This window comes from Mycobacterium sp. (assembly GCF_965229265.1).
Taxonomy (GTDB): Bacteria; Actinomycetota; Actinomycetes; order Mycobacteriales; family Mycobacteriaceae; genus Mycobacterium.
Genome location: NZ_CBDDIY010000012.1, coordinates 409,053 through 434,908 on the forward strand (window position 1 = coordinate 409,053; position 25,856 = coordinate 434,908).

Annotated in this window: 26 protein-coding genes, 1 tRNA gene and 1 pseudogene; 17 read left to right on the top strand and 11 right to left on the bottom strand. The window is 67.9% G+C overall.

Annotated elements, in window-relative coordinates:
- Positions 1-31 precede the first annotated feature (31 nt).
- The 4 genes from ADBZ9K_RS19655 (at position 32) to ADBZ9K_RS19670 (ending at position 2,897) form a co-directional block, all read left to right on the top strand.
- Entirely contained in the window at positions 32-1,165 is a 1,134-nt protein-coding gene (locus ADBZ9K_RS19655) for an NDMA-dependent alcohol dehydrogenase (RefSeq protein ID WP_526623398.1), read from the top strand.
- Between the two features lie 95 nt (positions 1,166-1,260).
- Positions 1,261-1,581: an oxidoreductase gene (locus ADBZ9K_RS19660; RefSeq protein ID WP_526623400.1), complete on the top strand. Its 321-nt coding sequence runs from the start codon at positions 1,261-1,263 to the stop codon at positions 1,579-1,581.
- 19 nt (positions 1,582-1,600) lie between these two features.
- Positions 1,601-2,035: a nuclear transport factor 2 family protein gene (locus tag ADBZ9K_RS19665; protein WP_526623401.1), complete on the top strand. Its 435-nt coding sequence runs from the start codon at positions 1,601-1,603 to the stop codon at positions 2,033-2,035.
- Positions 2,028-2,897 carry an SDR family NAD(P)-dependent oxidoreductase gene (locus tag ADBZ9K_RS19670; protein ID WP_526623403.1) on the top strand — a complete coding sequence of 290 codons (870 nt, stop codon included), beginning with the start codon at positions 2,028-2,030 and terminating at the stop codon, positions 2,895-2,897. The genes ADBZ9K_RS19665 and ADBZ9K_RS19670 overlap by 8 nt, the downstream gene beginning before the upstream one ends.
- 1 nt (position 2,898) lies before the next feature.
- On the opposite strand, the gene ADBZ9K_RS19675 is transcribed toward ADBZ9K_RS19670, so the two are convergent.
- Positions 2,899-4,875: an ArnT family glycosyltransferase gene (locus ADBZ9K_RS19675; protein ID WP_526623405.1), complete on the bottom strand. Its 1,977-nt coding sequence runs from the start codon at positions 4,873-4,875 to the stop codon at positions 2,899-2,901.
- A 4-nt stretch (positions 4,876-4,879) separates the two neighbouring features.
- The gene (locus tag ADBZ9K_RS19680) at positions 4,880-6,100 is read right to left on the bottom strand and encodes a bifunctional glycosyltransferase family 2/GtrA family protein (protein WP_526623407.1); all 1,221 of its coding nucleotides are present in this window, start codon (positions 6,098-6,100) and stop codon (positions 4,880-4,882) included.
- Between the two features lie 121 nt (positions 6,101-6,221).
- Between ADBZ9K_RS19680 and ADBZ9K_RS19685 the strand changes: the two genes are divergently transcribed.
- Positions 6,222-6,626, top strand: coding sequence for an HIT family protein (locus ADBZ9K_RS19685; RefSeq protein ID WP_526623408.1), 405 nt, complete (start codon positions 6,222-6,224; stop codon positions 6,624-6,626).
- Positions 6,627-6,630: 4 nt separating this feature from the next.
- Here ADBZ9K_RS19685 and ADBZ9K_RS19690 read toward each other — a convergent pair whose 3' ends face one another.
- Positions 6,631-8,061, bottom strand: a complete 1,431-nt coding sequence (locus ADBZ9K_RS19690) for a sensor histidine kinase (RefSeq protein ID WP_526623410.1) — start codon at positions 8,059-8,061, stop codon at positions 6,631-6,633.
- Positions 8,062-8,099: 38 nt separating this feature from the next.
- Positions 8,100-8,819 (bottom strand): annotated as a pseudogene (locus ADBZ9K_RS19695) (response regulator transcription factor).
- A gap of 130 nt (positions 8,820-8,949) precedes the next feature.
- Here ADBZ9K_RS19695 and ADBZ9K_RS19700 point away from each other — a divergent pair.
- A complete protein-coding gene (locus ADBZ9K_RS19700; protein WP_526623412.1) occupies positions 8,950-9,693 on the top strand; it encodes a hypothetical protein in 744 nt (247 codons plus the stop codon).
- A gap of 44 nt (positions 9,694-9,737) precedes the next feature.
- Positions 9,738-9,812 (top strand) — tRNA-Thr (locus ADBZ9K_RS19705).
- A gap of 3 nt (positions 9,813-9,815) precedes the next feature.
- Here the strand turns inward: ADBZ9K_RS19705 and ADBZ9K_RS19710 are convergent.
- Positions 9,816-10,223 carry an HNH endonuclease signature motif containing protein gene (locus ADBZ9K_RS19710; RefSeq protein ID WP_526623414.1) on the bottom strand — a complete coding sequence of 136 codons (408 nt, stop codon included), beginning with the start codon at positions 10,221-10,223 and terminating at the stop codon, positions 9,816-9,818.
- 104 nt (positions 10,224-10,327) lie between these two features.
- On the opposite strand from ADBZ9K_RS19710, the gene ADBZ9K_RS19715 reads away from it, so the two are divergent.
- Positions 10,328-10,648, top strand: a complete 321-nt coding sequence (locus ADBZ9K_RS19715) for an EthD family reductase (protein ID WP_526623416.1) — start codon at positions 10,328-10,330, stop codon at positions 10,646-10,648.
- Between the two features lie 689 nt (positions 10,649-11,337).
- A complete protein-coding gene (locus tag ADBZ9K_RS19720; RefSeq protein ID WP_526623418.1) occupies positions 11,338-13,131 on the top strand; it encodes an Ig-like domain-containing protein in 1,794 nt (597 codons plus the stop codon).
- Positions 13,132-13,141: 10 nt separating this feature from the next.
- On the opposite strand, the gene ADBZ9K_RS19725 is transcribed toward ADBZ9K_RS19720, so the two are convergent.
- On the bottom strand, positions 13,142-13,543 hold the full coding sequence (locus ADBZ9K_RS19725) for a hypothetical protein (protein WP_526623420.1): 402 nt from the start codon (positions 13,541-13,543) through the stop codon (positions 13,142-13,144).
- A 230-nt stretch (positions 13,544-13,773) separates the two neighbouring features.
- Between ADBZ9K_RS19725 and ADBZ9K_RS19730 the strand changes: the two genes are divergently transcribed.
- Positions 13,774-15,393 (top strand): S53 family peptidase, encoded by a 1,620-nt coding sequence (locus tag ADBZ9K_RS19730; RefSeq protein ID WP_526623422.1) that lies wholly within the window; start codon positions 13,774-13,776, stop codon positions 15,391-15,393.
- On the top strand, positions 15,372-17,282 hold the full coding sequence (locus tag ADBZ9K_RS19735; RefSeq protein ID WP_526623424.1) for a zinc ribbon domain-containing protein: 1,911 nt from the start codon (positions 15,372-15,374) through the stop codon (positions 17,280-17,282). The genes ADBZ9K_RS19730 and ADBZ9K_RS19735 overlap by 22 nt, the downstream gene beginning before the upstream one ends.
- 224 nt (positions 17,283-17,506) lie before the next feature.
- Here the strand turns inward: ADBZ9K_RS19735 and ADBZ9K_RS19740 are convergent, their stop codons facing one another.
- The 4 genes from ADBZ9K_RS19740 to ADBZ9K_RS19755 all read right to left on the bottom strand — a co-directional run bounded on the left by ADBZ9K_RS19740 (position 17,507) and on the right by ADBZ9K_RS19755 (position 20,448).
- Positions 17,507-18,181 (bottom strand): GAP family protein, encoded by a 675-nt coding sequence (locus ADBZ9K_RS19740; RefSeq protein ID WP_526623426.1) that lies wholly within the window; start codon positions 18,179-18,181, stop codon positions 17,507-17,509.
- Positions 18,182-18,263: 82 nt separating this feature from the next.
- Positions 18,264-19,562: an ammonium transporter gene (locus tag ADBZ9K_RS19745; protein ID WP_526623428.1), complete on the bottom strand. Its 1,299-nt coding sequence runs from the start codon at positions 19,560-19,562 to the stop codon at positions 18,264-18,266.
- 81 nt (positions 19,563-19,643) lie between these two features.
- Complete coding sequence (locus tag ADBZ9K_RS19750) at positions 19,644-20,138, bottom strand: DUF427 domain-containing protein (protein WP_526623430.1); 495 nt, start codon at positions 20,136-20,138, stop codon at positions 19,644-19,646.
- Positions 20,139-20,145: 7 nt separating this feature from the next.
- Entirely contained in the window at positions 20,146-20,448 is a 303-nt protein-coding gene (locus tag ADBZ9K_RS19755) for a hypothetical protein (protein ID WP_526623432.1), read from the bottom strand.
- A 142-nt stretch (positions 20,449-20,590) separates the two neighbouring features.
- On the opposite strand from ADBZ9K_RS19755, the gene ADBZ9K_RS19760 reads away from it, so the two are divergent.
- Positions 20,591-22,153, top strand: coding sequence for an LCP family protein (locus tag ADBZ9K_RS19760; protein WP_526623433.1), 1,563 nt, complete (start codon positions 20,591-20,593; stop codon positions 22,151-22,153).
- A gap of 49 nt (positions 22,154-22,202) precedes the next feature.
- Positions 22,203-23,093, top strand: a complete 891-nt coding sequence (locus ADBZ9K_RS19765) for an NAD(P)-dependent oxidoreductase (RefSeq protein WP_526623435.1) — start codon at positions 22,203-22,205, stop codon at positions 23,091-23,093.
- Here the strand turns inward: ADBZ9K_RS19765 and ADBZ9K_RS19770 are convergent.
- A complete protein-coding gene (locus tag ADBZ9K_RS19770; RefSeq protein ID WP_526623437.1) occupies positions 23,076-23,906 on the bottom strand; it encodes an SDR family oxidoreductase in 831 nt (276 codons plus the stop codon). The two genes, ADBZ9K_RS19765 and ADBZ9K_RS19770, sit on opposite strands and share 18 nt — an antisense overlap.
- Before the next feature lie 500 nt (positions 23,907-24,406).
- On the opposite strand from ADBZ9K_RS19770, the gene ADBZ9K_RS19775 reads away from it, so the two are divergent.
- From ADBZ9K_RS19775 to ADBZ9K_RS19790, 4 genes are read left to right on the top strand one after another with little or no spacing between them, the layout of a single operon-like run.
- Positions 24,407-24,754: an intersectin-EH binding protein Ibp1 gene (locus ADBZ9K_RS19775; RefSeq protein WP_526623439.1), complete on the top strand. Its 348-nt coding sequence runs from the start codon at positions 24,407-24,409 to the stop codon at positions 24,752-24,754.
- A gap of 51 nt (positions 24,755-24,805) precedes the next feature.
- On the top strand, positions 24,806-25,189 hold the full coding sequence (locus ADBZ9K_RS19780; RefSeq protein WP_526623440.1) for an intersectin-EH binding protein Ibp1: 384 nt from the start codon (positions 24,806-24,808) through the stop codon (positions 25,187-25,189).
- Positions 25,190-25,215: 26 nt separating this feature from the next.
- Complete coding sequence (locus tag ADBZ9K_RS19785; protein ID WP_526623442.1) at positions 25,216-25,659, top strand: hypothetical protein; 444 nt, start codon at positions 25,216-25,218, stop codon at positions 25,657-25,659.
- Between the two features lie 31 nt (positions 25,660-25,690).
- The gene (locus ADBZ9K_RS19790) at positions 25,691-25,855 is read left to right on the top strand and encodes a hypothetical protein (protein ID WP_526254989.1); all 165 of its coding nucleotides are present in this window, start codon (positions 25,691-25,693) and stop codon (positions 25,853-25,855) included.
- The last annotated feature ends 1 nt before the right edge of the window (position 25,856 follow it).

Consider the following 25,856-nt stretch of genomic DNA (forward strand, 5'->3'; position numbering starts at 1 on the left):
GACCGCGGCGTTTTGCGAGTGGAGGTTCGCAGTGAAGACAAAAGGCGCTCTCATTTGGGAGTTCAACAAGCCGTGGTCGATCGAGGAGATCGAGATCGGCGACCCCGTCAAAGACGAAGTCAAGATCCAGATGGAAGCGTCGGGCATGTGCCACTCCGACCACCACCTGGTGACCGGCGATATCCCGATGGCTGGATTCCCGGTACTCGGCGGCCATGAGGGTGCCGGCATCGTCACCGAGGTCGGCCCCGGTGTCGAGCACCTGGCCCCGGGCGATCACGTGGTCCTGTCGTTCATCCCGTCATGTGGCGAGTGTCCGGCCTGCCAGGAAGGCCTGCGCAATCTCTGCGACCTGGGTGCGGGCCTGCTGGCCGGCACCGCCGTCTCCGACGGCACGTACCGCATCCACGCGGTCAAGAACGGCCAGCCGGTCATCCCGATGACCCTGCTGGGCACCTTCAGCCCCTACATGGTGGTGCACAAGAGCTCGGTGGTGAAGATCGATCCCTCCATCCCGTTCGAGGTGGCTTGCCTCGTGGGCTGCGGCGTGACCACCGGCTACGGGTCGGCTGTCCGCAGCGGTGACATCCGCCCCGGTGACGACGTGGTGATCGTCGGCGTCGGCGGCGTGGGCACCGGCGCCCTCCAGGGGGCCCTGAACGCCGGAGCGCGCAACATTTTCGCCGTCGACCCGGTCGAGTTCAAGCGCGACAACGCCCTCAAGTTCGGCGCCACGCACGCCTACCCCGACATCTTCAGCGCGATGGCCGGTGTCGCCGAGGTCACCCAGGGCCGGATGGCACACAAGACCATCGTCACCGTGGGCGAGCTCAAGGGCGAGGACATCGACCACTACATGAACATCACCGCCAAGGGCGGGACCGTGGTGGCCACCGCCGTTGCGAACATGGCCAACAATGACGTGAAGCTGAACCTGGCGATGCTCACCCTGATGCAGAAGCGCCTGCAGGGGACCATCTTCGGCGGCGGCAACCCGCACTACGACATCCCCCAGCTGCTGTCGATGTACAAGGCCGGCCGCCTCAACCTCGACGACATGGTCACCCGGCAGTACCGCCTCGAGCAGATCAACGAGGGCTACCAGGACATGCTGGAGGGCCGCAACATCCGCGGCGTCATCCGCTACACCGACGAGGACCGCTGACCCACTCGTGTCCTTAACGGACCTCACGGACCTTCCGGGCCGTGCCCGCCTTGCCCTTGGCGCGGGCACGGCCCGGAATTCATGACCCCGCAGCCATGAGCGGGTTTCCCCATCTGTTGCGCCCCGACCGGATCGGGTCGACGACGCTGCGCAACAGGCTCGTGATGTCTCCGATGGAGACCATGTACGGGACACCCGACGGTCTGCCCTCGCAACGCACCCGCGACTACTTCGCCGCCCGCGCCAAGGGCGGCGTCGGTCTGATCACGGTGGGCGCCAGCGGTATCGATCACCTTCACCCCGAGACCCCGGGCGGATTGCACCTGGGCACCGACGCGGCCGTCGGCGACTGCACCGAGCTCGGACTCATCCGCAAGGCCACCGAAGACGGTGCCCGCGCCGCCTGCAGTATCTGAAAAACGAAGGAGAACAACCATGTCCACTGCCACCGACCAGACACCGGCCCTGGCCGCCTCGCAATCGTCCTGGAAATGCGTGATGACGCACGACCGGGAGGGCTGGCTGGCATTGATGGCGCCCGACGTCGTCATCGAGGATCCGATCGGGCAGGCGATCACCAACCCCGACGGGGAGGGCGTGCGCGGCAAGGAGGCCGTTGCCGCGTTCTACGACACCAACATCGCGGTCAACAACCTGCGGGTCACCTGCGAGGAGACCTTTCCCTCTAGCTCCCCCAACGAGGTGGCCCATATTCTGGTGCTGCGCAGCCAGTTCGAGGGTGGCCTGACCAGCACGGTGCGCGGCGTCTTCACCTACCGCGTCGACGACGCCGGCCTGATCACCAACATGCGCGGCTACTGGAACATGGACGGGATGCAGTTCGGCCAGGCTCCCTCCAGCGGTGAGTGACGGGCCGCTAGCGGGCTTCGGCACCGTCGTCGTCGGCGGGTCGCGCGGTATCGGCGCAGCCGTGTCGGCGTTGCTGGCCAACCAGGGCGCCGGTGTCGTGGTCAACGGCCGCGACGCCGACGCCGTCGAGGCAACGGTGGCCGCCATCGCCGAGGCCGGTGGGCGGGCCATCGCCCACGCCGGCTCGGCCGCCGACGAGAACGTCGCCCGCGACCTGATCACGCTGTGCGAGAAGGAGTTCGGTTCCATCGATGCCCTGGTCAACTGCGCCGGTACCGCCGAGCCGCCCGGCTCGTCGATCCTGACGGTCACTACCGATCAGTTCCGGGATCTCATCGACGTCCATCTGGGCACGGTGTTCGCCACCTGCCGTGCCGCGGCACCTGTCATGGTGGCGCGCGGCCGTGGCGCGATCGTCAACACCAGTTCCTTTGCCTTCCTCGGTGACTACGGTGGGACCGGGTACCCGGCCGGCAAGGGTGCGGTCAACGCACTGACCATGGCCATCGCTGCCGAGCTGGCCGAGCACGGGGTGCGGGCGAACGTGGTGTGTCCGGGCGCGCGGACCAGGCTGTCGACCGGAACCGACTACGAGGACCACATCGCGGCGCTGCGCGCCCGCGGCATGCTCGACGAGGTCAGCGCCCAGGGCGCGCTGGACGCGGCGCCGCCGGAGTATGTCGCCCCGCTGTACGCCTACCTGGTCAGCGATCTCGCCGCCCACATCAGCGGCCAGATCCTCATCGCAGCAGGCGGTTTCGTCGGCCGCTTCGATCGCCCCGCACCAGCGCTGATCGGGTACCGCGACCACCACGATTCACCGCCCTGGTCGGTCGAGGAGATCGCCGCGATGCTGGCGTGAGTCAGCTGCTCAGGTCGTAGATCAACGTCCGGCCGACCCGCATGGGTGTGAAGTTGCGCTGAACCCACTGTTGGATCAGCGCATTGGTGTCCAGGTGCCCCCACCTGTCCTCGTGGATCGGGTTGGTGACGATGAAATAGTGGATCCGCTTGGACAGGGCCAGGCGCAGGAACGCGTCGGGCTTGGGTGAGGGATCGGTGCCGTTGAAGCCGCCGACCGCCATCACCGGGTGGCCGCTGGCCAGCTGATAGCCCGCCGCGCACACCGAGCCGACGGTGGCCGCCACCCAGGTGTACCGGTCGGCATCGGCGTCGAGCAGGCGGACCAGAGCTTGGTCGGGCACCCCCGAGTCCAGCAGCGTGCAGCCCACCAGGTGCATGCTGCCGCCGGGGGCCCCGGCCGGCAACAGGAACCCCGGTCCGTGTGCCACGCTGATCTCGGCGCGCTGGACGGTCCCGACGCCCTTGGTCATCGCCGTGGCGATGCGCGGCATCGGCCCGGCGATGGGCAGCGCGCCGGAGTTTCCCCGTAGCACCGTCGTGACGCTGAAGGCCGCCGGGCCGCCGAGGACGACCAGCGCCGCGGCCGCGCACACGACGCGCGCGCGGCCGCCGTCCCTGGCTCGCAGCCCCAGCCACATCAGCAGGACGACGGCGCCTGCGGCCACCGCCCACGGCAGCCACGGATGGTAGTCCCGGATGTGGCGCAGCACCGCGAGGGACGTCACCGCGGTCAGCGCGACAGCAGTCGCTAATACCGCTCTGGCCCAGAGCTTTTCACGCTCCTGCCAGCACACGGCGATACCGGCACCGGTGAGTGCGGCGATCGGGGGTGCCAGGGCCACGGTGTAGTAGGGATGAAAGATGCCCGCCATGAAGCTGAACACCAGCCCGGTGGTGACCAGCCACAGCGCCCACACCAGCACCGCGGCGCGTTGCTGATCGCGGCGCGGCGCCCTGGCCCGCCAGATCAGCAGGACCACCGCGAAGAGCAGGGCCGCCGGCAGCAGCCAGCCGATACCGCCGATCTGCTCCGGCGCGAACAACCGGCCCAGGCCAGGCTGGCCCCACGGGTGTACCGAGGTGCGCCCGCCCGGGTGGACCGGCGAGATGAACCCGGGTGAACCGGTGCTGCCGGGCTCGACACCGTTGAGCCGCCCGATGCCGTTGTAGCGCAACGTGAGCTCGAGGACCGAGTTGGTCTGAGTGCCGCCGATCCACGGCCTGCGCTCGACCGGCCACAGCTCGACCAGCAACACCCACCAGCCCGCAGCGAGCACCGCCGCGCCCAGGCCCAGCACCAGCTGTACCACCCGGGCCGCCAGTGACCGGGAGCCGCTCACGAGGTAGGTAAGCGCCAGTGCCGGCATCACCAGCGCGACCTCCAGCTGCTTGGTCAGGTAGCCCAGGCCCAGCAGTCCCCCGCACAGCAGCATCCACCGCGGCCGCCCGTCGTCGACCGCCCGCAGCAGGGCCCACACCGCGGCGACCATCACCAGCACCAGCAGCGCGTCGGGGTTGTTGTAGCGGAAGATGGCCACCGCCACCGGGGTCAATGCCAATGCCGTGCCGGCAAGCAGTCCGGCCGTCTCGCCGAAGCGCCGGCGCACGGTGTCCCACACCAGCGCGACCGACGCCACGCCGATGAGCGCCTGGGGCACCAGGATGCTCCACGCATTGAGCCCGAACACCCGCACGGCCAGGGCCGGCAACCACAGTGACACCGGCGGTTTGTCCACGGTGATCGAGTTGGCCGCATCAGAGGAGCCGAACAGGAATGCCGTCCAGGACTGCGAACCGGCTTGAGCGGCAGCCGAATAGAACGCATTCGCCCAGCCCGACCGGTCCAGGTCCAGCAGGTAGAGTGTCGCCGTCGCACCGAGCAGCACCAGCAGGGCCCAGCGGTGGGCGGTCAGTCGCGCGCGCCGCGGCCCGGCCTCGAGATCGCCGGCCCTGGGCCGGTCCGCGGTGATCGTCATCGGGCTACCGGGTCGACGCGCCGAACACCCGGCGCAGTGCCACGAAGCGCACGAGGGTGGCAACCAGGTTGGCCACCACCAAAACCGAGAGTTCAGCCACTTTGCCTACTGTCGGGTCGAATCGGTGCAGCAAGTACAGCGATCCGCTGGTGATGACCAGCCCGAAGGCGAACACCGCCAACCCGTGGACGTGGTGGCGGGCGGCGCCGGCACGCCCACGGATACCAAAGGTGAAGGCCCGGTTGGCGGCGGTGTTGGCCAGCGCCGTCACCAGCAGCGCCGTCAAGTTGGCGGCCTGGGCACCGAGCGCGGGGTGCAGCCAAAGATAGAGCAGCGCAAAGGCGATGGTGCTTGCGATGCCGATCAGCCCGAATCGCACGAGCTGGCCGACCATGCCGCGGGGGACGCCGGGTACCAGCGGCTCCCGCCCGAGTGCCGCCTGCAGGTCGCGCAGCGGCAGCGCCCCGGAGGTCAGCGCACGGCCGACCCGCCAGCAGCCTTTGAGATCCTCGACCGCGGTGGCAAGGATGTCGACCCTGGAGTCGGGGTCGTCGACCCAATCGACCGGCACCTCGTGGATGCGCAGACCCGCGCGTTCGCCGAGGACCAGCAGTTCGGTGTCGAAGAACCAGCCGGTGTCGGCCACCAGCGGGAGCAGCCGGCGCGCAACCTCGGAACGCAGGGCCTTGAAACCGCACTGGGCGTCGGAGAACCGGGCGCCCAGGAACCCGCGGAGCAGCAGGTTGTAACCGCGGGAGACCATTTCGCGTTTGATGCCACGCACCACCCGCGACGAGGCGCTCAGACGCGATCCGATGGCGATATCGGAATGTCCGGACACCAGCGGTGCCACCAGCGGCATCAACGCCGACAGATCGGTCGACAGGTCGACGTCCATGTAGGCCACGACGTCGGCGGTCGAGGCCTGCCACGCCGCGGCGAGCGCTCCCCCGCGACCCTTGGCGTCGAGGTGCAGCACGTCCACGTCGTCCAATTCCTCGGTAAGGCGGCGGGCCACTGCCAGGGTGGCATCGGTGCTTGCGTTGTCCGCCACCACGATTCGCGCGCGGTAGGGAACCTCGTCGACGAGGAACTGATGCAGCCTGCGCACACCAGCGGGCAGGTCGTGCTCCTCGTTGTACACGGGGATGACGATGTCGAGGACGTAGTGGCACCCCGCGCCGGTCGCAGCAGTGCTCTGCTCGGCCGGCAGGGTGTCGGTCATGGTGATGATGCTCGCGCCTCAAGCTGCCGCCACCCTGGGCCAGGTCTGACAGCCTGCTGTGAGCCAGCTTCGGGAGGCGCAGCCGTTTGGGCCCGAGGCGCCTGCTCATATGCTTGGCGCCATGGCCTCCGTGTTCACCAAGATCATCAACCGCGAACTGCCGGGACGATTCGTCTATGAAGACGACGATGTGGTCGCGTTCCTGACCATCGAGCCGATGACGCCGGGCCACACCCTGGTGGTGCCCCGCGCCGAAGTCGACAACTGGCAGGACGTCGAGCCGGCCCTGTTCAACACCGTGATGGCCGTATCGCAGCGGATCGGCAAGGCGGTGTGCGCGGCGTTCGGCGCCGACCGCTCAGGTCTCATCATCGCCGGGCTCGAGGTTCCGCACCTGCACGTGCACGTGTTCCCCGCCTACAACCTGACCGACTTCGGTTTCGCCCACGTCGACCGCAGCCCGTCGCCGGAGTCGCTTGACCAGGCGCAGGCCAAGATCAAAGCCGCTCTGGCCGGACTCGGTTAGCCCCTCAGCCGATCGGCGCCGGCACGTCGGCAATCCGCGGCAGGCTGACCCGGAAACAACAGCCCTGCCCCGGCGCGGTCTGCACGGTTACCCGTCCGCCGTGGGCATACACCAGTGAGTCGACGATCGACAGGCCAAGGCCGGTGCCGCCGCTGGACCGGGCGCGCGAGGAATCGGTGCGGTAGAACCGCTCGAACACCCGCTGCGCGTCCTCCTGCGTCATGCCCGGACCTTCGTCGGCGACCTCCAGAACGGCGTCGTCACCGCCGGTGCCGACCCGGACGGTAATCCGCGCCGTCTCCGGGGTGTGCTGCAGCGCGTTGGCCATCAGGTTGCCCAGCACCTGGCGCAACCGAGCCTCGTCGCCGAGCACCTCGGGGGTGCCCGGTCCGTCGAAAACTTGCATGGTGATCGTGCGTTTCGGGGCGATCGACTGGGCGTCGTGCACGGCGTCGGTGGCCAGCGCCAGCAGGTCGACCCGGCGTTGTTCCAGCGGGCGCTGGGCATCCAGGCGGGCCAGCAGCAGCAGATCATCGACCAGCAGGCCCATCCGCCGCGACTCGCTCTCGATACGCGACATCAGCATCTCCACGTCGCGGGCGGCACCCTGCCGGTACAGCTCGGCGAACCCGCGGATCGTCGTCAGCGGGGTGCGCAGCTCGTGGCTGGCGTCGGTGATGAACCGGCGCATCCGTTCCTCGGAGGTGCGGGCCTGCTCGGCCGAGGCCACCGACGATGCCATCGCGCTTTGGATCTGGGCAAGCATCCCGTTGAGCGCCAGCGACAGCCGGCCGACTTCGGTGCGCGGATCACGTTCGGGCACACGGCGATCCAGCTGCCCGGCAGCGATCGCGGCGGCGGTCTTCTCGACCTCGACCAGGGGTCGCAGGCTGCGGTGCACCACCCAGTAGCCCAGGACACCGAGGATCACCAGCACCGCGGTGCCGATGGCGACCTGCGACCAGGCCAGGCTGCGCACGGTGGACTGGATGTCGGACAGGTCGATGGCCACCGTGGTCAGTTCGCCGCTGGGGCCGCGCACCGACACCGCGCGCCACTGGACCGGCGATCCGTTCAGCGAGCCGATCGTCACCGGCACGGCACCGACGTCGTTGTCGTCGGGCAGCGCGGGTTCGGCGTCGCGGTCGTTGACGGCCATCCACAGATGGCCGTCGGTGTCCACCCCGCGGACGTAGAAGTTCGACGGCGGTCGGGCGGGATTGGGCCCCTCGTCGGGGGGCGGCATCCGGCGCGGCGCCTGCGCCCAGCCGCGGGAGGCGTCCAGCAGGGTCTGGTCGGCCCGGTCGATGAGGTCATGCTGCAGGGTCGAGGTGACGGCGACCCCAGAGGCCAGCAACCCGCACCCGACGAGCAGCAGCATGGCCGCCACCAGCCCGACCCTCAGCGGCAGCTGCTTGCGGTACGGGGTGGTCATCGTTCCATTGTTGGCGCCCAACGGCGCACCGCGCCGGATTACCGCGGCTCCCGCAGCACGTAGCCCACGCCGCGCAGGGTGTGCAGCAGGCGCTTGTCCCCGGTGTCGATCTTGCGCCGCAGGTAGGAGACCTAGGACTCGACGACGTTGACGTCACCGCCGAAGTCGTAGCGCCACACGTGGTCCAGGATCTTCGGCTTGCTCAGCACGGTCCCGGCGTTGATGACGAAGTATCGGAGCAGCGTGAACTCCGTCGGCGACAGCGAAACCGGTTCGCCGGCCTTCCACACCTCGTGGGTGTCCTCGTCGAGTTCGATATCGGCAAAGGTCAGCCGTGAGTTGCGCGGCTCCTCGACACCTTTGCCGGCCCGGCGCAGGATGACACGCAACCGGGCGACGACCTCTTCGAGGCTGAAGGGTTTGGTGACGTAGTCGTCGCCGCCGAGGGTGAGCCCGGCGATCTTGTCCTGGAGGCTGTCGCGGGCGGTCAGGAACAGCGCGGGCGCGTCGATGCCGTCGGCGCGGAGCCGGCGCAGCACGCCGAAGCCGTCCATGCCGGGCATCATCACGTCGAGGATGACCGCGTCGGGGTGCACCTCTCGAGCCCGGTCCAGGGCGGCGGGTCCGCTGGAGGCGGTGTGTACCTCGAAGCCCTGGAACTTCAAGCTCACCGACAACAGCTCGACGATGTTGGTCTCGTCATCGACGACGAGGACACGTGCCTCTGGTTTGATCTCGGGTGTTGCAGGTGCGGCCATGCTGCCAATTTCCTCTTACCTTGGTGAATTCCCGCTGCAAGGGCCCTGTGAGCTTCCTGTGAGTTACTTCGCCCTTTTCGGATTTAACCGATGTCGCCGGCTGGGAAATTCCCACTCCTACACTTGTGCGATGGACCTGGCAAAGACCCTCCTTGGGATCGCGACCACACCGGTGCGGGCGGGACTGGCCGCGGCCGAGGCTGGATTGGATGTCGCCAGGGCAGGCCTTGACCTCACCAGACGGAGCCTGGGCGAGGCAGGGATGAGCTCGTCGCCGAACTCGGTGGCCCAGATGTTCGGCCTGGAGGACGCGATCGCCCGGGCGAACAAGATCGCCCAGCTGCTCGACGACGACGCTCCCCTGGGACGTGCGCTTTCGCCCGACGGCCCACTGGACCGGCTGATGCGTCCCGGCGGGCTGGTCGACCGGCTGACCGCGACCGACGGGCTGCTCGACCGGCTCACCGCCGAGGGCGGCGGCTTGGAACGGGCACTGGCCCCGGGCGGGCTGGTCGACCAGCTGCTCGACGAGGACGGCCTGGTCGAGCGGGTGCTGGCCGAGGACGGGCTGGCCGACCGACTCCTCGCCGAGGGCGGCCTGGTCGACAAGATGACCGCCCGCAACGGCCCGCTCGAACAGCTGGCCGATGTCGCCGACACGCTCAATCGGCTGACGCCGGGGCTGGAGGCACTGGCTCCGACGATCGAGACCCTCCGCGAGGCGGTGACCACCCTGAGTATGGTCGTCAACCCGCTGAGCAACATCGCTGATCGGATCCCGTTGCCGGGCCGGCGGCGCTACACCCCGCCACGCGTGGTCGACTCCGAGCGCGTGCGCGGCGACCGGTTGGTCATCGACGACGACGAGCAATGACTTCGGTACTCTGATGGGCGGTTCGGGCCATCGCGGCCCGCCACGCCTCCTTAGCTCAGTGGTAGAGCAACGCTCTTGTAAAGCGTAGGTCGTCAGTTCAATCCTGACAGGGGGCTCCACAGTCAGTAGGACTGTCCATCGGCGTACCGTTGCCGCCGATAGTGGCGCCCGCTACCGCGATTTCTCGCTTTGAATGTCGGCAACTGGCTGTCGCAGTTGGGACAGATGAGCCGCAGATTTGTCCGATGGTTATTGGTTGCGTCGCCATCGATGTGGTCGACGATCAACGTGAGGGTGACGCCATTCCAATTGGCCGCCAACCCGCAGATGGCGCAGCGTCCGCCTTGTTGCGCATAAAGGTAATCCCGGACGTAGTGGCCTTCGTGCGACGCACCGCCACATACGCCAGTCTCGAGCCAGGCGATCACCAGCAGATTCCGTTGATACACCTGTTGGCAGGCATTCGAACAGAAGACCCTGGACCGACGGCCCTCGATGTCGATTCCGCATCCGACACACCTTGTCGCCACGAGGTGAAACTAGCGCCGACGACCGACAGCGCCCCTTCTGAAATCTCGCTCAGCCACTAAGGTCTGGACTCACATGGGTTATCCGCGTGCAAGGAGCTGAGTCGATGTCCGAAACCAAGATCACCGTCATCTACGACAACCCCACAGATCCCGCGGCATTCGAGGCGGCATACGGCGCAGAGCAACTTGCGGCCGCCCGCCGCATCCCCGGTTACATCCGCTTCGAGGCGTCGAAGGTGTGGCCGAAGGAGGATGGCAGCCCGACACCCGCGCACCGGATGATCGACCTGTACTACCCCGACTACGACGCCGCCAGCGCCGCAGTCACCACGCCGGAAGCGGGCGCGTTCTTCGAAGCCATGGCGCGGCTGTCCACCGGAGGTGTGCGCGTCCTGTTCTCCGACGTCGAGATCCCGCAACGATGACCCCCTGATGGGCCGCTGAATCGGCTGCTGCGGGCGGGTTCTCGGCGAACGAGTCATGATGAATCATAAGTTCTTTGGTGACTGTTGCGGTGGTGCACTCGGGGGCGCATACCGCCGTAAGGGTCGAGCACCGGGGATCCATGACTGGCCGCCACAGCGGAGGGCACGTCGCCACCAGCAGCATGGTGCTGTTTCCCCGGCGAGCGGGCTCGGCCGCGAGCCAACTCACCCTCGATGCGTCATCAGCGAAACGGGCTGCTTCCCCAAAGTTGTTGCGGCGCTTGCCCTTTGGAGAGAAATCCAGGAGATCCGCACTGGATCGGCCCCGCGTCCAGCCAGTGCCGACCTCGCGCGACGGCGCGGGTCGCCGACAGGCCGGATCAAGCCGTGAAAAGCCCCCTGCACCCTCCCGCGATCCGGTGGCCTCCGTCGAATGACGCCGTCTGCGGTCGCGTTCACGGAGGCACCGGTCGACGCAGCGCCCAGCCGGCCAGCCCGCGCCCGGCCAAGCCAGCAAACCTTCCGAGTTCGCGGGTAACCGTTCCTTCTGGGAGCGGTTGGCCCTAGGATTCGCTGAGAGAGCAAACGGGTGCACTACGGCCTCACCGGCCGAACACCCGGACCAGGGGGTTTGCCTGAAGTCCGCCGACTTCCAGGGGAACACCGAATTGCGCGAAGGCGGTGCTTTGATGGCGAACATCCGACGTGGTGCGCGGGCCGGCGCGGCGGCCGTGGCCCTCGGGCTGTCACTGACCTGGCCCGTTGTCGCCATTGCCAGCGCCGACAGCCCTGACCAGGACTCATCCTCGGCCTCGGCCGGCCCGGCGAAGCCGAACAGCGGGACCGGGCGGTCGGCCCGGACCACCAGGCCAGGGCACGACAGCGCGTCCACGGCCGGCACCCCGTCGGCCGCGGCGAGCGCCCCGGCCCGGCCCGGCCCGACGTCTGGCACCGCGCTGCGCGTCCGGGCGGGTGCCGCGCCCGGCTCCACCGGGGCTCGTACCGGCCATCCCAAGGCGCAGGCGAGCGACCCCGCCCCCGATGCCCCCGATGCCCCCGATGCCTCCGACGCCTCCGATCCGACAACTAGCGCGAGCCAGGCCGGGACCACGGTCGCGGCCCAGGCCGCCCAACCGCAGACACCGACCGCGCCAGTGGACACCGTCGCCGAGGCCCAACCGACAAAGGCCGAAGCGGGCGCCCCGATCACCGCGCTACGCGTGCCGGTGAGCAGTAGCCAGGCGGCCTCGGTGGCTGACGTGTTCACCGGGCTGGTGAGCACGGTCCAGGGCTTCGTCGAAGGGGCGGTCCTGCTGGTGCGCCGCACCCTGTTCAACGATGCGCCCACCGTCACGCCGGTGCAGACCAGCGGACAGACGACCGGACCGATCACCGGCACCATCGGCGCCACCGACCCCGAAGGTGACCAGATCGTCTACACCGTGGGGCAGCAGCCGCACTTCGGCACCGTGGTCGTCGATTCCGCAGGGAACTACACCTACACACCGGCTGCCGGCTTCACCGGGATCGATGCCTTCACCGTGGCCGCGACCGACACCGGGCCGCACATCAATCTGCTCAACTGGTTCCGCGCGCCGAGCACCGAGGCCGTCGTCTCGGTCACCCAGGACGCCAGCGGCACGCCCCGCATCACGTTCAACTTCATCTACGGATCAGGATCGCAGTTCTGGTCCAGCGCGGCGCGTGCCCAGCTGCAGGCGACGGCGATCTATCTCTCGAGCTACTTCGTGGTCTCGGAACCGGTCACCCTCACGTACGACGTCACCGGCCAGTACTCGTTGCTGGGTTCGACGCTGGCGTCGGCCGGCAGCGACCTGATCAGCTCCGATCCCGGCTTTTACTCGACCGTCGTGCAGAACAAGATCCTGACCGGCCAGGACGCCAACGGCTCGGCGCCGGACGGGGTGATCACCTGGAATTTCGGCTACGCCTGGGCCTACGGCAACTCGGTGGACAGCGGCCAGTACGACTTCCAGTCCACGGCGACACACGAACTGCTGCACACCTTCGGCTTCCTGTCGGTCGTTGACAGCGCCGGCAACAACACCAGTTCGAACTGGACGACGTTCGACAGTTTCGTCGTCACCTCGACCGGGACGCCGGCCATCGGAAACAACTTCGCCTGGAAGACTGCCTACAACGCGAATCTGACCGGAAGCAACGGCGGGCTGTACTTCGGTGGGCCCAACGCGGTCGCCGCCTACGGCGGCTACGTGCCGCTCTACACGCCCAGCCCGTGGGAATCCGGCAGTTCGATGTCGCACCTAGACGACGACACCTTCACCGGCGCCAATCAAAAGATGATGAATGCCTCGTCCGACACCGGGCTCGGGGTGCGGACGCTGAGCGCGGTCGAGATCGGCATTCTCAAAGATCTCGGGTACACCCTGGTGTCGCCGTCGCCGAGTTCGATGCTGCTGTTCGTCGGCTTCGTGTTCCTGCGCCGCCGGAAGCGGCGGTAGGCGGCGAGGATCAGTTGTTGCTGTTCGGGCAGGACACGGTCAGGTAGACCGTGGTGTTGGCTGGCGGGGTGTCGCCGCGCAGGCCGTCGACGCTGAGGATCTTGCAGGCCGACAGCGGCCGGTCTCCGGTATATCCGCCGCCGCTGTTCAACTGCACGATGTAACCCTCGCTTTCCAGGGCGAGCATCCCATCGGCGGCGTTCATGTTCGGATTGAACGCCTGCTTGGGAATCTCGATCGCACCCTTCTCGGTAGGCGACGGCGCCGGCTTGCTCGTGGTGGATGGGCTCTCCTTGCTCGAGTGCCCGCATCCGGCCGAAAGGCTAACCGCGGCACCGATTGCCGTACAGCCGACCGCCAAACCCAGTTGGCGAGTGAACGTGAACAGCCGGTTCATGTCCCGATCACCCATCTCAGCGCACCCCTTGTCCATAATCGGCAACCTAATCGCCGCCACCCGTAACCCCCAAGCCCCGGAGCCCATCCGGATGCCCGCGTCAGAGAATGTTCGCTTGCGCGCAACCTGCGCGACATCGCACCCGATGACGACCGCGCTGCTAATGTCCAACGCGTCAACCACCCACCTCCTGTGTACATCCGGGGAGCTAGTCGCTACGCGGAAGGGTAAGGGGAACGCCAAGCATGTCCACGCCCAGACGGTTCGTCAGATGGTCGGCGCTGTGTGCCGCGATCGTGACTGCCGCCGGGCTCATCGTGATATTCACCGCCCACCGGCCCGGTGATACGCCCCCGCCCGCAGGCACCATCACCGGTCCCTACGCGTCCCTGCTCGCCGCCTCCACCGACCTCGGTCCCGCGGGCGGCGATCACGTCCAGCTCGTCGCCGGCCTGCACAGCGAGGACAAGCCCGCGTCCCTGATCAGTTGGGCGCGCCGACAAGGGCTCTCGGTACGTTGGCGGTCCGGCAATCAGTGGGCCGTCGTCGAGGGGCCGCCCGCGGCGGTCGCCGCAGCCTTCGACGTACCCGTGCACGACTACCGAGGGCGGCTGGGCCAGGTGTTCTACGCCTCGCCGCGACAACCGGTCATCCCCGCACCGGTCGCCGGCGACGTGTCCGAACTCGGCAGGATCCTGGGCTACATCCCCCACCACGAGTCGTCGCCGTCCATCGCGCCGCTCGCCGTACCCGACGACGGGCTCGCCCCGGATGCGCTACTGCGCACCTACAACGCCCAGCCGTTGCGCGAGGACGGCTACAGCGGCAAGGGTGTCACGGTCCTGGTGTTCGCCTTCGACGGATTCGATCAAGAAGACCTCGACATGTTCGCCTCGTCGTTCAACCTGCCCAAGTTCACCCCAGAACTGATGGGCGCGATGGCTTCACAGCGCACCGGCGAGGCGACGATGGACTTGGAGGCCATCCACGCGATCGCACCGGATGCCAGGAAGGTCTTGGTCAACGCGCGGCCCACGGTATCCGGTGACGCCACCTACGAGAAGATCGGCGCCTTGATGGAGGAGGCTGATCGCCGCTATCCGGGTGCGGTGTGGAGCTTTTCGATCGGCTGGGGCTGCGACAAGATCATGACTGCCGCCGACATGCTGCCGGTTCGAAGCGCATTGGCCGCCGCCCTGCGCAACGGCACCACCGCGTTCAACGCCAGCGGCGACCTCGCCGGCCTGGAATGCAAGGGCGGCCACAACTGGTCGGACGCACCGCATGCCGACGACATCGGGTTGGACTCGGTGGCATCGGTGCCGGAGATGACTGACGTCGGTGGCACCACCTTGTCGACCGACGCAGAGGGACGCTGGCTCGCCGAACAGTCTTGGTTCGCACCGGCCATCTCACAGGGCACCGGAGGTGGGGTCTCCAACCTGTTTGACCGCCCGCCCTGGCAGGCCGGGCTGCGGGTGGCCGCCCCGCCCGGCCGGCGGCTGACGCCGGACATCGCGGCCGTCGCCGACCCCGTGACCGGCGTGCGGATCGTGTTTCGACGCCAGTCTGCGGTGGGTGGCGGCACATCCGTGTCCGCCCCCATCTGGGCCGGCCTAACGGCGTTGATGAACGAGTACCTATCCAAGAACGGCGGGCATGCGATCGGCGAGCTGAACCCGTTGCTGTACGAAATTGCGCAAGGGGCACGGCTGCCCGGCTTCCGCGACGTCACGTTGGGGGGCAACGCCGTCGACAACGCCGGCCCGGGTTACGACCTGGTGACCGGGCTCGGCACTCCGGATGTCCACAATCTGGCTCGGGACATCCTGGCCATCCAGAAATGCGCGTGCGCCAAGTGGTGACGATGATCTGCCCGGCATGCACCGCCGAGGTACCCGCCGGAGTCTTCTGCGGGGCGTGTGGCGCACATCTGGCCCCGCAGGCCGGCGACGGTCCGCAGTGGCTGCGGCCCCGTGTCTTCTGCGCAGCGCCCGAGGAACATGTACTGCGGCCCGCGATCGCCAGCTCACTCTTTCCCCACCTCTCCCAATTGGCCCGCACCCCATTCACTTACGGGCTGGTTCTGCTGATCGCCGCGATGGCGTTGTCAATCGAAATCAAACTGCCCGGCGCGCTGGTTACCGTCGCGGCGCTCGGCCTGCCCATGCTGCTGGTGATCTATCAGCAGCAGACCGGGGTCTACCGCGACATCCCCCGTAGCTCGCTGCTGCTGACCGCCGGACTGGGGGTCGCGATCGGGGTGGGCTGGGTCCTGTTGACCGGCGATCTGGTGATCCGGGAAACCGGGGCGCCATTCGATGTCGGCATCGCCGGCAATCGAGTGCTGCGAGACGGTCTTGGCGTCGCCGAAGGCGGCGCGCTGCTGATGATGATTCCCGCCCTGGTGGTCCGGCTGACGCGGCCGGGAAAGCGGGAATCGTTGAACGGCTTCGTGATCGGGATGGTATCCGCGATCAGCTTCACCTCGGCCGCGACCTTCACCCGGCTGGCGCCACAGTTCGCCGCAGCCACCGTTTCGAAGAATCGGCCCGTCGAATGGCTTCTCGTCGAGGCCGCGATCCGTGGGGTGACGATACCGCTGACCGCGGCCTGTGCCGGCGGATTGGTCGGTGCCGCACTGTGGTTCAAGCGCGCCGCCAACGGCAGGCCCCGGCGCCGTGTCTTAGTGGTCGGTACCTTGGCCCTCTTCGGTGTGGTGGTGTTGGCCATATACGGCGTCGTGGGTATCACCGACACCGCCGGGCTGCCCCAGGCCAAGATGCTGGCCTGGCATGTTGCCATGGCTTTGGTCGCGTTGCTCGCGCTCCGGGTCGGCGTTCAGCTCGCCCTGCTCCACGAACAGCCGGACCGGGGCGGGCGCGAACCTCAGCTGTGTCTGCACTGCCGCACGGTGGTTCCCGAGATGGCGTTCTGCCCGCTCTGCGGCGCCGCCGCGCACGCGTCCTCGAACACCTCACGCGCCCAACGCCGAGACCTGGTTGCCCACCGGGACACCGAGGACGCCACCGGCACCGAACCGCGGTGGCCGGGGTATGCGGATGCCGCGGTGACGTACACCGCTGAGCCATTGCCCCGCACACCCAACGTGCGGGTGCCGGTTGTCTGGGCCGTCGTCATATCGGTGATCGCGGCGCCCTTGATCGGGTTGTCCGCAAGCATCGCCGAGCCCGCCGTTCTCTATAACTGCCCACCCGACTGCGGTCGGCCGCCCACCGGCACACCGGTCGCCTCACTCCCCCGCTTCACCGCTCCCGGCGGCGAGTTCTCGGTGTCCTACCCCAGTCCAGACTCGTCGTATGACATCACCTTCGACGCCAATGGCGTCCGGGCTGGCTACACCGGCGGTGATGGCGGGACCATGAAGCTGTGGGGCCAGCCGGCCGGCGGGAAGTCGGCCCAGGAGATCGCCACGGCGTTCTTGGCCGAGCGCTATCCGAACAAGCGCACGGCCTACCAGATCCCCAATGCGATGGTCGGCTACCAGCACGGCTACGGTGAGGTCGCCGACCTCTGGCCGCAGGACGGTGATTCCTCCTACCAGCACCTTCGACTGGTGATCCTGGTGGCGGTGAAGAACGACTACGCCCTGCTCGCCGGTGCCATCGGCCCATTCCGCCAGTTCGGCCCGAAGTTTGGGCCAGGACGGCCCTCGGCCGCCAACCTGGAACTCGCGATCGATCTGGACAAGTACGTCAACAGCTTCGCCTGGCGCGGCGACCCTCCGCGCTGAGGCCGGTGCCCGATTTCCCGGGCGGCGCGGCGCGCTGGATATCGGCGTGCGCGACGCCCGACTCCGAGATTGCAGCCACAATCCCGGAACCGAGCAGACGAGGGGATACGACGTGATGCTCAACGGGGTCGGCAAGGACGCCGGTTATCTGGATGCCCGCGAGTCGATGAGTTCCTTGAGGTTCATGCCGACGGAGAAGTTCCGGTCTCCAGAAAACGAGGTCTTTAGAGTCCGCGGATACCGCTGAGGATCAAGACCAGGCCGATGACGACCAGGGCGATCGCACTGATTTCACTGTTACGGCGCTGAATCCAGGCCCGCAATCGCTCCAGCCCCCGGTCGAACCGCTTGGCCGCGGCGACGTGAGCGAGCACCGGCAGCACCGTCGTCGAACCGGCGGCCGCAACGAAGTACCCCACGGCCAGGGCGTGGCCGGCGGCACCGAGCGCGACACTGGCGATGGCCAAACCCGCTGCGGCACAGGCCACGATGATCTTCGGATTGACCAGGGCCAGTACCAGGCCCATCGCCGCGGTCCGGCTCGGAGGTAGCCTTCCGAGGGCATCGAGCCAGCGAGCGGAGCGCGCCGAGTGCCTGCGCCGCGCCCACAGCCATCCGCCGGTGACGATCAGCGCGGCGCCGGCGCCGATCCGCATCCAGTGCTGGCCCGCCGATGCCGTACCCGCCGAGCCGCCCAGCAGCGTTGGCAGATTGAGGAACACGATCGTCAACGCGGTCAGGCCGATCAGCCACCCGGATACGAAGGCCAGCCCCGCCGCGCGCGGCCGGGCCGAGTACAGCACCAGCAGCAGGGCCGGCAACACCGACACCGGTGAGAGGGCGACCACCAACGCCAGTGGGATCAGCTCGGCCGATACCGACGCCCATGCACCCGACACGAACCACCTCCGTTCAGCAGCGCCAAGTTACGCAGCCAGGTGAGCCAGCGCCATCATTGCGCGCAGCAGAATTCTCAGTGGCTCAGTCGGGGTCGGGTTCTGGTCGCGGTCGTGACTCGCCGAACAACGGCCGGCGCAGGGGCTGATGCCCGTGCACACCTTCGGCGTAGGCCGTCTCGGCGTGCTGGGTGAAGTCCACCCCGGCGGTCTCGTCTTCCGGGCTGAGCCGGAAGCCGATGGTGCGGTCGATCAGCGTGGCCAGTCCGTACGACATTGCGAAGGCGTAGGCGGCCACCACCACCATCGCCAGTGCCTGCTTGCCCAGTTGCGCCAGCCCACCGCCGTACAGCAGCCCCTCGGGTCCTCCGGTCATGACCGGGGTGGCGAGGAAGCCGATGAGCAGCACGCCGACCACCCCGCCGACGAAGTGCACACCGACCACGTCGAGGGAGTCGTCGTAGCCGAACCGGAACTTCAGTCCGATCGCGAAGGAGCACACGATGCCCGCCAGCAGGCCCACCACCGCGGCACCCAGGGTGTTGACCGTCCCGCACGACGGGGTGATGGCGACCAGGCCGGCGACCACACCCGAGGCGGCCCCGAACGTCGTGGGCCTGCCATCGCGAATCTGCTCGACCGACAACCACCCGAGCATGCCGAGGCAGCCGGCCACCAGCGTATTGAGGAAGATCGCCGCGGCGGTGCCGTTGGCCGCCGATGCCGATCCGGCGTTGAAGCCGAACCACCCGAACCACAGCAGCCCGACACCGAGCAGCACGAAGGGCAGGTTGTGCGGACGCATCGCGTCGACCTTGAAGCCGATACGCGGTCCCAGCACCAGCGCCAGCGCCAAAGCCGAGGCGCCGGAGACGATCTCGACCACCAGCCCGCCGGCATAGTCCAGCACCCCGAGCCTGAAAAGCCAGCCGCCCGGCGCCCACACCCAATGCGCCACAACCGAATACACCACGATGGACCACACCGGCACGAAGATCATCCAGGCGGCGAACTTGGCGCGGTCGGCGATCGCACCACTGACCAGTGCCGCGGTGATGATTGCGAAGCTGAGCTGAAAGGTGGCGAAGAGCAGCTCAGGGACCGAACCATGGGCGGTGCCCGGGCCGATGCCGGCCATTCCGGCGTGCGCGAGGTCGCCGATGAACCCACCCAGGCTGGTTCCGGAGAAGGCCAGGCTGTAGCCGAACAGCAGCCAGGCCACGGTGACCAGCGGGATCGCGATGAAGCTCATCATGATCATGTTGAGCACACCGGTGGTGCGGACCATCCCGCCGTAGAAGATCGCCAGCCCGGGCGTCATCAACAAGACCAGTGCAGTACTGGCCAATAGCCAGGCGGTGGCTGCGGGATCGATCGACTCCAAGTCCGGCTCCTTCGACGGTCTCGACGAGGATGTCGGCGCGGTGTTTCACGTATGAGGCGATCATGTTTCCGTCATGTTTCGCTACCAGCCCGTTGAACCGGGGATCCCCTTGAATGGGCCGACCACCCGGCTGGTGATCCACCCGCCGTAGAAACCGCCGGGTTGAGCGACGACCGTTTCCCCGTCGACGGTGCACCGGTCGACCTGCCCGGCCAGCACGGCAATCGCGTCGGCGATCGGCTCGAACCCGGGGGTCGGGTTCGGATAGGTCCACGCCGCCTTGGCTGCCACCGCCGCATCGGTAACCAGGTCGAAGTAGCGGGCCTGTCCCTTCCATTCACACCAGGAGGAGCCGGGCGCCGGCCGCAGCACCCCGGCCGCGAACGCCGCGCGCGGCAGGTAGTAGGTGGGCGGATGGCTGGTCTCGAGCACCCGCCAGCTCCGGTCGGTGGACGCGATCACCCGGCCGCCGAGTTCCACGGTGATCCTGCCCTCGAACGGCTCGAGGCACGGCGGCCGTGGGTAATCCCAGACCGATTCCTGGCCCGGGCCGGGCTTCTGCGGTGTCGGCGGCATGGGCGCCTCACCCCTGCCGGGGAGTCGGCCGCGGCGGACGGGGACGCGGCGGACGATTGGGGCCGTCGCCGGGGTCGAGGATGATCGACAGGCCGCCGTCATAGCAGTACGGGTCGTAGTCGCAGGGGTAGGGAACATAGGGGCTGCCCGAGGTGGGCGGCGCTCCCTCGGCGCCGCGCACCTCCCCCTGCGCGCACACCGTCGAGCCGCCGCCGTAGACGCAATCGGCCCGGGCCGGCGATGCGGTGAGCAGGCCGGCCGTACCGACGCCGGCGATGACAACTGCCGCTGTCCAGCGGGAGGCACGCATCCGCATGGTGGGCCTTCCGGTTCGTCGCAAACCTTCGCTCTGCGCTGGACAGTACTGCCGCGCAGCGGGGGCACGGGTCCAAACTCCGAAGTGAACCGGCCTAGCTGGGGCCCGACCGGGATCTGCCCGCATACTGTCGGTCATGGATCCATCGCCGCCTCCGCGTGCGGCGGTCGCGAGCAACCGTCGCGGCCGCCACCGGTCCGGCACCGGGCGCCGGACGGTCCGCGTCATCAGTCACGCCGCTCTGGGACTGATTTCGGTGGTCGTGCTGATGGTCACCGGGTTGGCGTATTCGGAAGCACACGGCCTGCTCAGCGGGATCACCGTTTCCCAGGCATTGGGCTCCGACGAGCCCAGGTCCAGCGGCGGCGCGATGAACATCCTGCTCATCGGGCTGGACTCCCGCAAGGACCAGGACGGCAACGAGTTGCCCGACGAGGTCCTCGACAAGCTGCACGCCGGAGACTCCGAGTCCGGCGGGTACAACACCAATACCCTGATCCTGGTTCACATCGGTGCCGACGACAGCGTCGTCGCCTTCTCGATACCCCGCGACGACTATGTGGCCGTCACCGGCATCGAGGGCTACAACCACATCAAGATCAAAGAGGCGTACGGCCTGACCAAGTTCCAGACCGAGCAGGAGCTGGTCGACGAGGGCGTCAGCGACCGCGCCGCGCTGGAGCGGGCGGGACGCGAAGCCGGCCGCAAGGCGACCATCCGGGCGGTCCGCAACCTGACCGGCCAGCCCATCGACTATTTCGCCGAGGTCAACCTGGCCGGCTTCTACCATCTGGCGGACAGCCTCGGCGGGGTGGAAGTCTGCCTGCTCCACGCCGTGCACGACGACTATTCGGGGGCCGACTTCCCGGCCGGCCGGCAACGGTTGGACGCCGCGCAGGCCCTGGCGTTCGTGCGACAGCGGCACGGACTGGAGAACGGGGACCTCGACCGCACCCACCGTCAGCAGGCTTTCCTGTTGTCGGTGATGCACGAATTGCAGCAGTCGGGCTCGTTCACCGACCTGGACAAGTTCAAGCGGCTGATGGCGGTGGCCCGCGAGGACATCGTGTTGTCGGAAGGGTGGGGGGAGGACCAGTTCCGCCGGATGGCCTCGCTGGCCGGCGGCAACGTCGAATTCCGCACCCTGCCGGTGGTGCGCTACGAGAACGTCAACGGCCAGGACGTCAACATCGTCGATCCGGCCAAGATCCGCGCCGAGATCGCCAGGGCCATCGGCGGACCGGCAGCGACCGGAACGGCAACCACCGGCTCGCAACCACTTCCACAGCCCAACCCGCAGACCGTGATCAGCGTCGTCAACGCCAGCGACACCTCAGGGCTGGCCGCACAGGCTGCGGGCCTACTGGGCAAGCACGACTTCACCGTCGACACGGTTCGCGATCGCGAGTCCGGTGAGCCCATCGACACCGTGATCACCTATGGACCGGGGGCACAGATCGACGCCCAGTCGGTGGCCACCGTGCTCGGCGTCGAAAACGCCCCCCAGGCCAGCAGCGCTCTGGCTGCCGACCACGTCCGCGTCATCCTCGGAGTGGGCTACGACCTTCCACCGGACCAACCGGAGACGCTGGACGACGCAGCATCCAGCACGGTGCAGAGTTGGGGCGACACCTCGACCTCTCCGACACCGGATCAGGGCGCGCCGATCGACGGCGGCGGCATCCCCTGCGTCAACTAGCGGCGGATCCCGGTTGGCCATTACGGCTCGGTGCCGCCACGATGGTGGCATGCGGGTTGGACTGATTGGGCTGGGCAACATGGGCGCGGGCATGGCCTCGAATCTGATCAAGGCAGGTCACGAGGTCACCGTCTACAACCGGTCGCGGGCGAAGGTCGACGCGCTGGCGGCGGCGGGAGCCCGGCCCGCCGACACCGTCGCCGACGCCTGCGGGGGCGACGCGGTGGTCACCATGCTTGCCGACGACAGCGCGGTGACGGCGGTGGCGTTCGGAGACGACGGCATCATCGCCGCGGCGGCGCCGGAGACCGTGCACATCTCCTCCAGCACCATCAGTGTCGAACTGGCCAACCGGCTCGCCCAGGCGCACGGCACCGCCGGGCAGGGTTTCGTGTCGGCACCGGTATTCGGCCGGCCGGACGCCGCCGCCGCTGCGGCGCTGTTCGTCGTTGCCGCCGGGGCGGCCGACACCGTGTCGTCGGTGATGCCGGTGTTCGAGGCGATCGGGCAGCGGACATTCGTGGTGTCGACCGATCCGTCGGCGGCCAACCTGGTCAAGCTCAGCGGGAACTTCCTGATCGGCTCGGTGATCGAGTCGCTCGGCGAGGCGATGGCCCTGGTGAGCCGGGGCGGGGTCGACAAACATCAGTATCTGGAGATCCTGACCTCGACCCTGTTCACCGCGCCGGTGTATCGGACCTACGGCAACCTCATCGCCAGCGAGCAGTTCGAGCCGGCCGGATTCGCAGCACCGTTGGGCCACAAGGACATCGGCCTGGTGCTGGCCGCCGCCGAGCAGTTGCGGGTGCCGTTGCCGATCGCCAGCCTGCTGCGCGACCGCTTCCTGCGTCTGCTTGCCGGTGGCGGCGAGCATCTGGATTGGTCGGCGGTGGGCAGTCTTGCGGCCCGCGACGCGGCAGTCTCAGACGACTCCGCGTAGGGCGTCGGCGCCGAAGGCGGGTTCGAGCATCGCCGAGTAGTCTGGACCGCGACGCAGATTCTGTCCGCCGTCGACTCCGATGATCTGCCCGGTGATCCATTCGGCGGCGTCGCTGAGCAGGAACATCGCCGTGTTGGCGACGTCGGAGACCTCGCCGGGGCGCGGCAGCGGCGTGCACACCCGGTAATCCCCGCTGAGTTCCGGTGAGTCCAGGACCAATTGGACGAGTTCGGTACGGATCAGCCCGGGCCGGATGCCGTTGACCCGCACCCAGGACGCACCGAGTTCGTCGGCAGCCAGCTTGATCAGGTGGTCGAGACCGGATTTGGTGACCCCGTATGGCCCGAACCAGCGGTGGGTGTTGCTGGCCGCGATCGACGAGATTCCGACGAAGGAACCGCCTCCGCCGCGCACCATTTCGCGCGCCGAGTGCTTGAGCACGTACATCGAGCCGTTGATGTTGAGGTCGACGGTCGCGCGCCAAGCCTCGGAATCCATCTGGGTGATCGGGCCAATGGTCTGGGAACCGCCGGCGCAGTGCACCACACCGTGGAGCCGCCCGTTCCACGCCGTGGCAGCCTCGACGGCCGCAGCGATCTGGTCCTCGTTCACGACGTCGGCGGGTTCGTAGTTGACGTGGCCCGCCGGTGCGGAGGCATTGATCTCATCGGCGGTGGCGGCGAGCCGATCGGCGTTGCGCCCGACGATCATCACGTTGGCGCCGGCCTTGGCCAACCCCTCTGCCACCCCCTTGCCGATACCGCTGCCACCACCGGTGATCAGGTATGTCCGATCCTCGAACGAGAGCTGCACGCCGCACTCCTCACACAAAACTGGAACAGGTTCTACGTATAGAACCACGGCGCCGCGTCGCGGCATAGAGCGCGTCCCGGTCCACCGCAGGCCCGGCCGGAAGGGCCGCGCACCGCGACGGGCAATCGCCGTTAGCGAACATCTGGCAATCAAAAACAACGACCCGTCCGACCGTGTTCGACGGCATCCGCCCGGCACTGCACCGGCCCGGTATCGGCGCGAACAAAGGCCGCTGCGGGTCATTTCACCGCGGCCGACTCCGTTGTGCCGATTCCGGCCGCAATCGCCTCCAGTCGCACAACAGGTCGGCAGTAACCAGTGGTCACGGCCGGGCGAAGTCGCAATCGCGCGGCTCAAGAAATTTCTTGAGATAAATATTGACCCCGGTGTAACGATCCCGTGCGGGGGCGCGATATTACGACCGAACAACTGCGGTATGCCCATGGCAGCAATACACTGCACTGACGCAGCCGCTCAGCAAACGACAAGAGAGCACGATCATGGCTAATTTGAAGAATTCGGTGCAGCGCATGGCCTTGGCCGGTGGCTTCGCCCTCGCCGTCGCAGCGGCGCCCCTGATGGCCGCCTTGGCCGTCCCAGTGGCCGGACCCGCCGTGGCCGAATGTCCGGCCGGCCAGTCCGCCAATCCGGAGACCGGCGCGTGCGAGGTCTTGCCCGCCACTCCGCCCGGCGAAGTCAGTTTCTCGACCCCCGGCGATCCCAACAGCCTGCCGGAAGTTCAGGGGATACCTTGCACAGGCGCAAACACCGGTCAGTGCATAGGATTGCAGGAAGAGCAGCAGGCTCCGGTCGTAGAACCCCACTCGACCATCTCGTCCAGTCCGTAGAGCGGAGGGCCGACTTCGGAACTCCGTCGACTTCTCTAGGAAGTGTGAAGTATGACGATTTCCCCCTCAGTCGGCCGACGCATCCTCCTTGCAGGTGGATTCAGCATCGCGATCGCAGCCGCTCCCGCAGTGGCGTACTTCGCGGGGCCGGCGGGTGCACCGGCTGGTCCGGCCATGGCCTGCCCGGCTGGTGAACTCGAGGACATCTACACGGGGGACTGCACGCCGGAACTGGTGCCCAACGTGCCGGGTGGCAATTACCCGACGCCGACCGGTAGCGGGAACACGACGTTCTCCACGCCGGGCGATCCGAACAGCCTGCCCGAGGTTCAGGGAATTCCCTGCACCGGCGCCAACACCGGGCAGTGCATCGGGTTGCAGGAGAACCAGGTCCCCGCAGTCGAACCGCACTCCAGCATCTCGTCCAGCCCGTAGGCAGCGACCAGACCAGGAGGGCAACGATGCCGATCCATTCCAGTTGGGCAGCCAAGCTGGTGACCGCGGGCGTGTTCGCGCTCGCGGTCGCCGCGGCGCCGGTGGCCCATGCCGAAGGCGAGGGCGCGATACCTGCCCCCGAGCCGGTGCCGGCACCCGCGCCGGCTGCGGTGCAGCCCGGTGGTTCGGGTGGCTGTCAGTCGGGTGAGTCGCTGGATCCCACGACGGGCAACTGTGTGCCGACGATGACTCCGATCGCCACCACCCAGGGTGATCAGGCGACCGACGAGCTCGCACCGCGGACAACCCAGGACGTGACCTCCACCGCAGAGACCGGGATAGCGGCCGACATGGTGCCGAATATCAACGGCTACCCGTGCACGGGCTACTGGGAATCGGCGGCCTGCTACGAGGCCAGTCAGGACGAGGTGGCTGTCCAGCCGAAGTCGACGATTTCGTCGAGCCCGTAGTGAGTTTGTGACCCTTAGCTAAGGTTGGGACATGCCTGCAAAAACAAATCCTGCGGATATCGACGACGTGGAGCCGCTGGCCGACAGCACGGCGCGCCAGGCCCGTCGAGTCGTCGCGGCCTACGCCACCGACGCCGACGAGTGCCGGGTCTTCTTGTCGATGCTCGGTATTGGACCCTCAAAGCTCGAGGCCTAGA

Excerpts from the sequence above, each read along its gene's own strand:
- ADBZ9K_RS19715 (WP_526623416.1), top strand. The coding sequence starts at position 10,328 with ATGTCCGAAACCAAGATCACCGTCATCTACGACAACCCCACAGATCCC.
- ADBZ9K_RS19765 (WP_526623435.1), top strand. The coding sequence starts at position 22,203 with ATGCGGGTTGGACTGATTGGGCTGGGCAACATGGGCGCGGGCATGGCC.
- ADBZ9K_RS19675 (WP_526623405.1), bottom strand. The coding sequence starts at position 4,875 with ATGACGATCACCGCGGACCGGCCCAGGGCCGGCGATCTCGAGGCCGGG.
- ADBZ9K_RS19720 (WP_526623418.1), top strand. The coding sequence starts at position 11,338 with ATGGCGAACATCCGACGTGGTGCGCGGGCCGGCGCGGCGGCCGTGGCC.
- ADBZ9K_RS19725 (WP_526623420.1), bottom strand. The coding sequence starts at position 13,543 with ATGGGTGATCGGGACATGAACCGGCTGTTCACGTTCACTCGCCAACTG.
- ADBZ9K_RS19760 (WP_526623433.1), top strand. The coding sequence starts at position 20,591 with ATGGATCCATCGCCGCCTCCGCGTGCGGCGGTCGCGAGCAACCGTCGC.
- ADBZ9K_RS19660 (WP_526623400.1), top strand. The coding sequence starts at position 1,261 with ATGAGCGGGTTTCCCCATCTGTTGCGCCCCGACCGGATCGGGTCGACG.
- ADBZ9K_RS19700 (WP_526623412.1), top strand. The coding sequence starts at position 8,950 with ATGGACCTGGCAAAGACCCTCCTTGGGATCGCGACCACACCGGTGCGG.
- ADBZ9K_RS19750 (WP_526623430.1), bottom strand. The coding sequence starts at position 20,138 with ATGCCGCCGACACCGCAGAAGCCCGGCCCGGGCCAGGAATCGGTCTGG.
- ADBZ9K_RS19685 (WP_526623408.1), top strand. The coding sequence starts at position 6,222 with ATGGCCTCCGTGTTCACCAAGATCATCAACCGCGAACTGCCGGGACGA.
- ADBZ9K_RS19755 (WP_526623432.1), bottom strand. The coding sequence starts at position 20,448 with ATGCGTGCCTCCCGCTGGACAGCGGCAGTTGTCATCGCCGGCGTCGGT.
- ADBZ9K_RS19735 (WP_526623424.1), top strand. The coding sequence starts at position 15,372 with ATGCGCGTGCGCCAAGTGGTGACGATGATCTGCCCGGCATGCACCGCC.
- ADBZ9K_RS19730 (WP_526623422.1), top strand. The coding sequence starts at position 13,774 with ATGTCCACGCCCAGACGGTTCGTCAGATGGTCGGCGCTGTGTGCCGCG.
- ADBZ9K_RS19785 (WP_526623442.1), top strand. The coding sequence starts at position 25,216 with ATGCCGATCCATTCCAGTTGGGCAGCCAAGCTGGTGACCGCGGGCGTG.
- ADBZ9K_RS19680 (WP_526623407.1), bottom strand. The coding sequence starts at position 6,100 with ATGACCGACACCCTGCCGGCCGAGCAGAGCACTGCTGCGACCGGCGCG.
- ADBZ9K_RS19690 (WP_526623410.1), bottom strand. The coding sequence starts at position 8,061 with ATGACCACCCCGTACCGCAAGCAGCTGCCGCTGAGGGTCGGGCTGGTG.
- ADBZ9K_RS19780 (WP_526623440.1), top strand. The coding sequence starts at position 24,806 with ATGACGATTTCCCCCTCAGTCGGCCGACGCATCCTCCTTGCAGGTGGA.
- ADBZ9K_RS19775 (WP_526623439.1), top strand. The coding sequence starts at position 24,407 with ATGGCTAATTTGAAGAATTCGGTGCAGCGCATGGCCTTGGCCGGTGGC.
- ADBZ9K_RS19790 (WP_526254989.1), top strand. The coding sequence starts at position 25,691 with ATGCCTGCAAAAACAAATCCTGCGGATATCGACGACGTGGAGCCGCTG.
- ADBZ9K_RS19665 (WP_526623401.1), top strand. The coding sequence starts at position 1,601 with ATGTCCACTGCCACCGACCAGACACCGGCCCTGGCCGCCTCGCAATCG.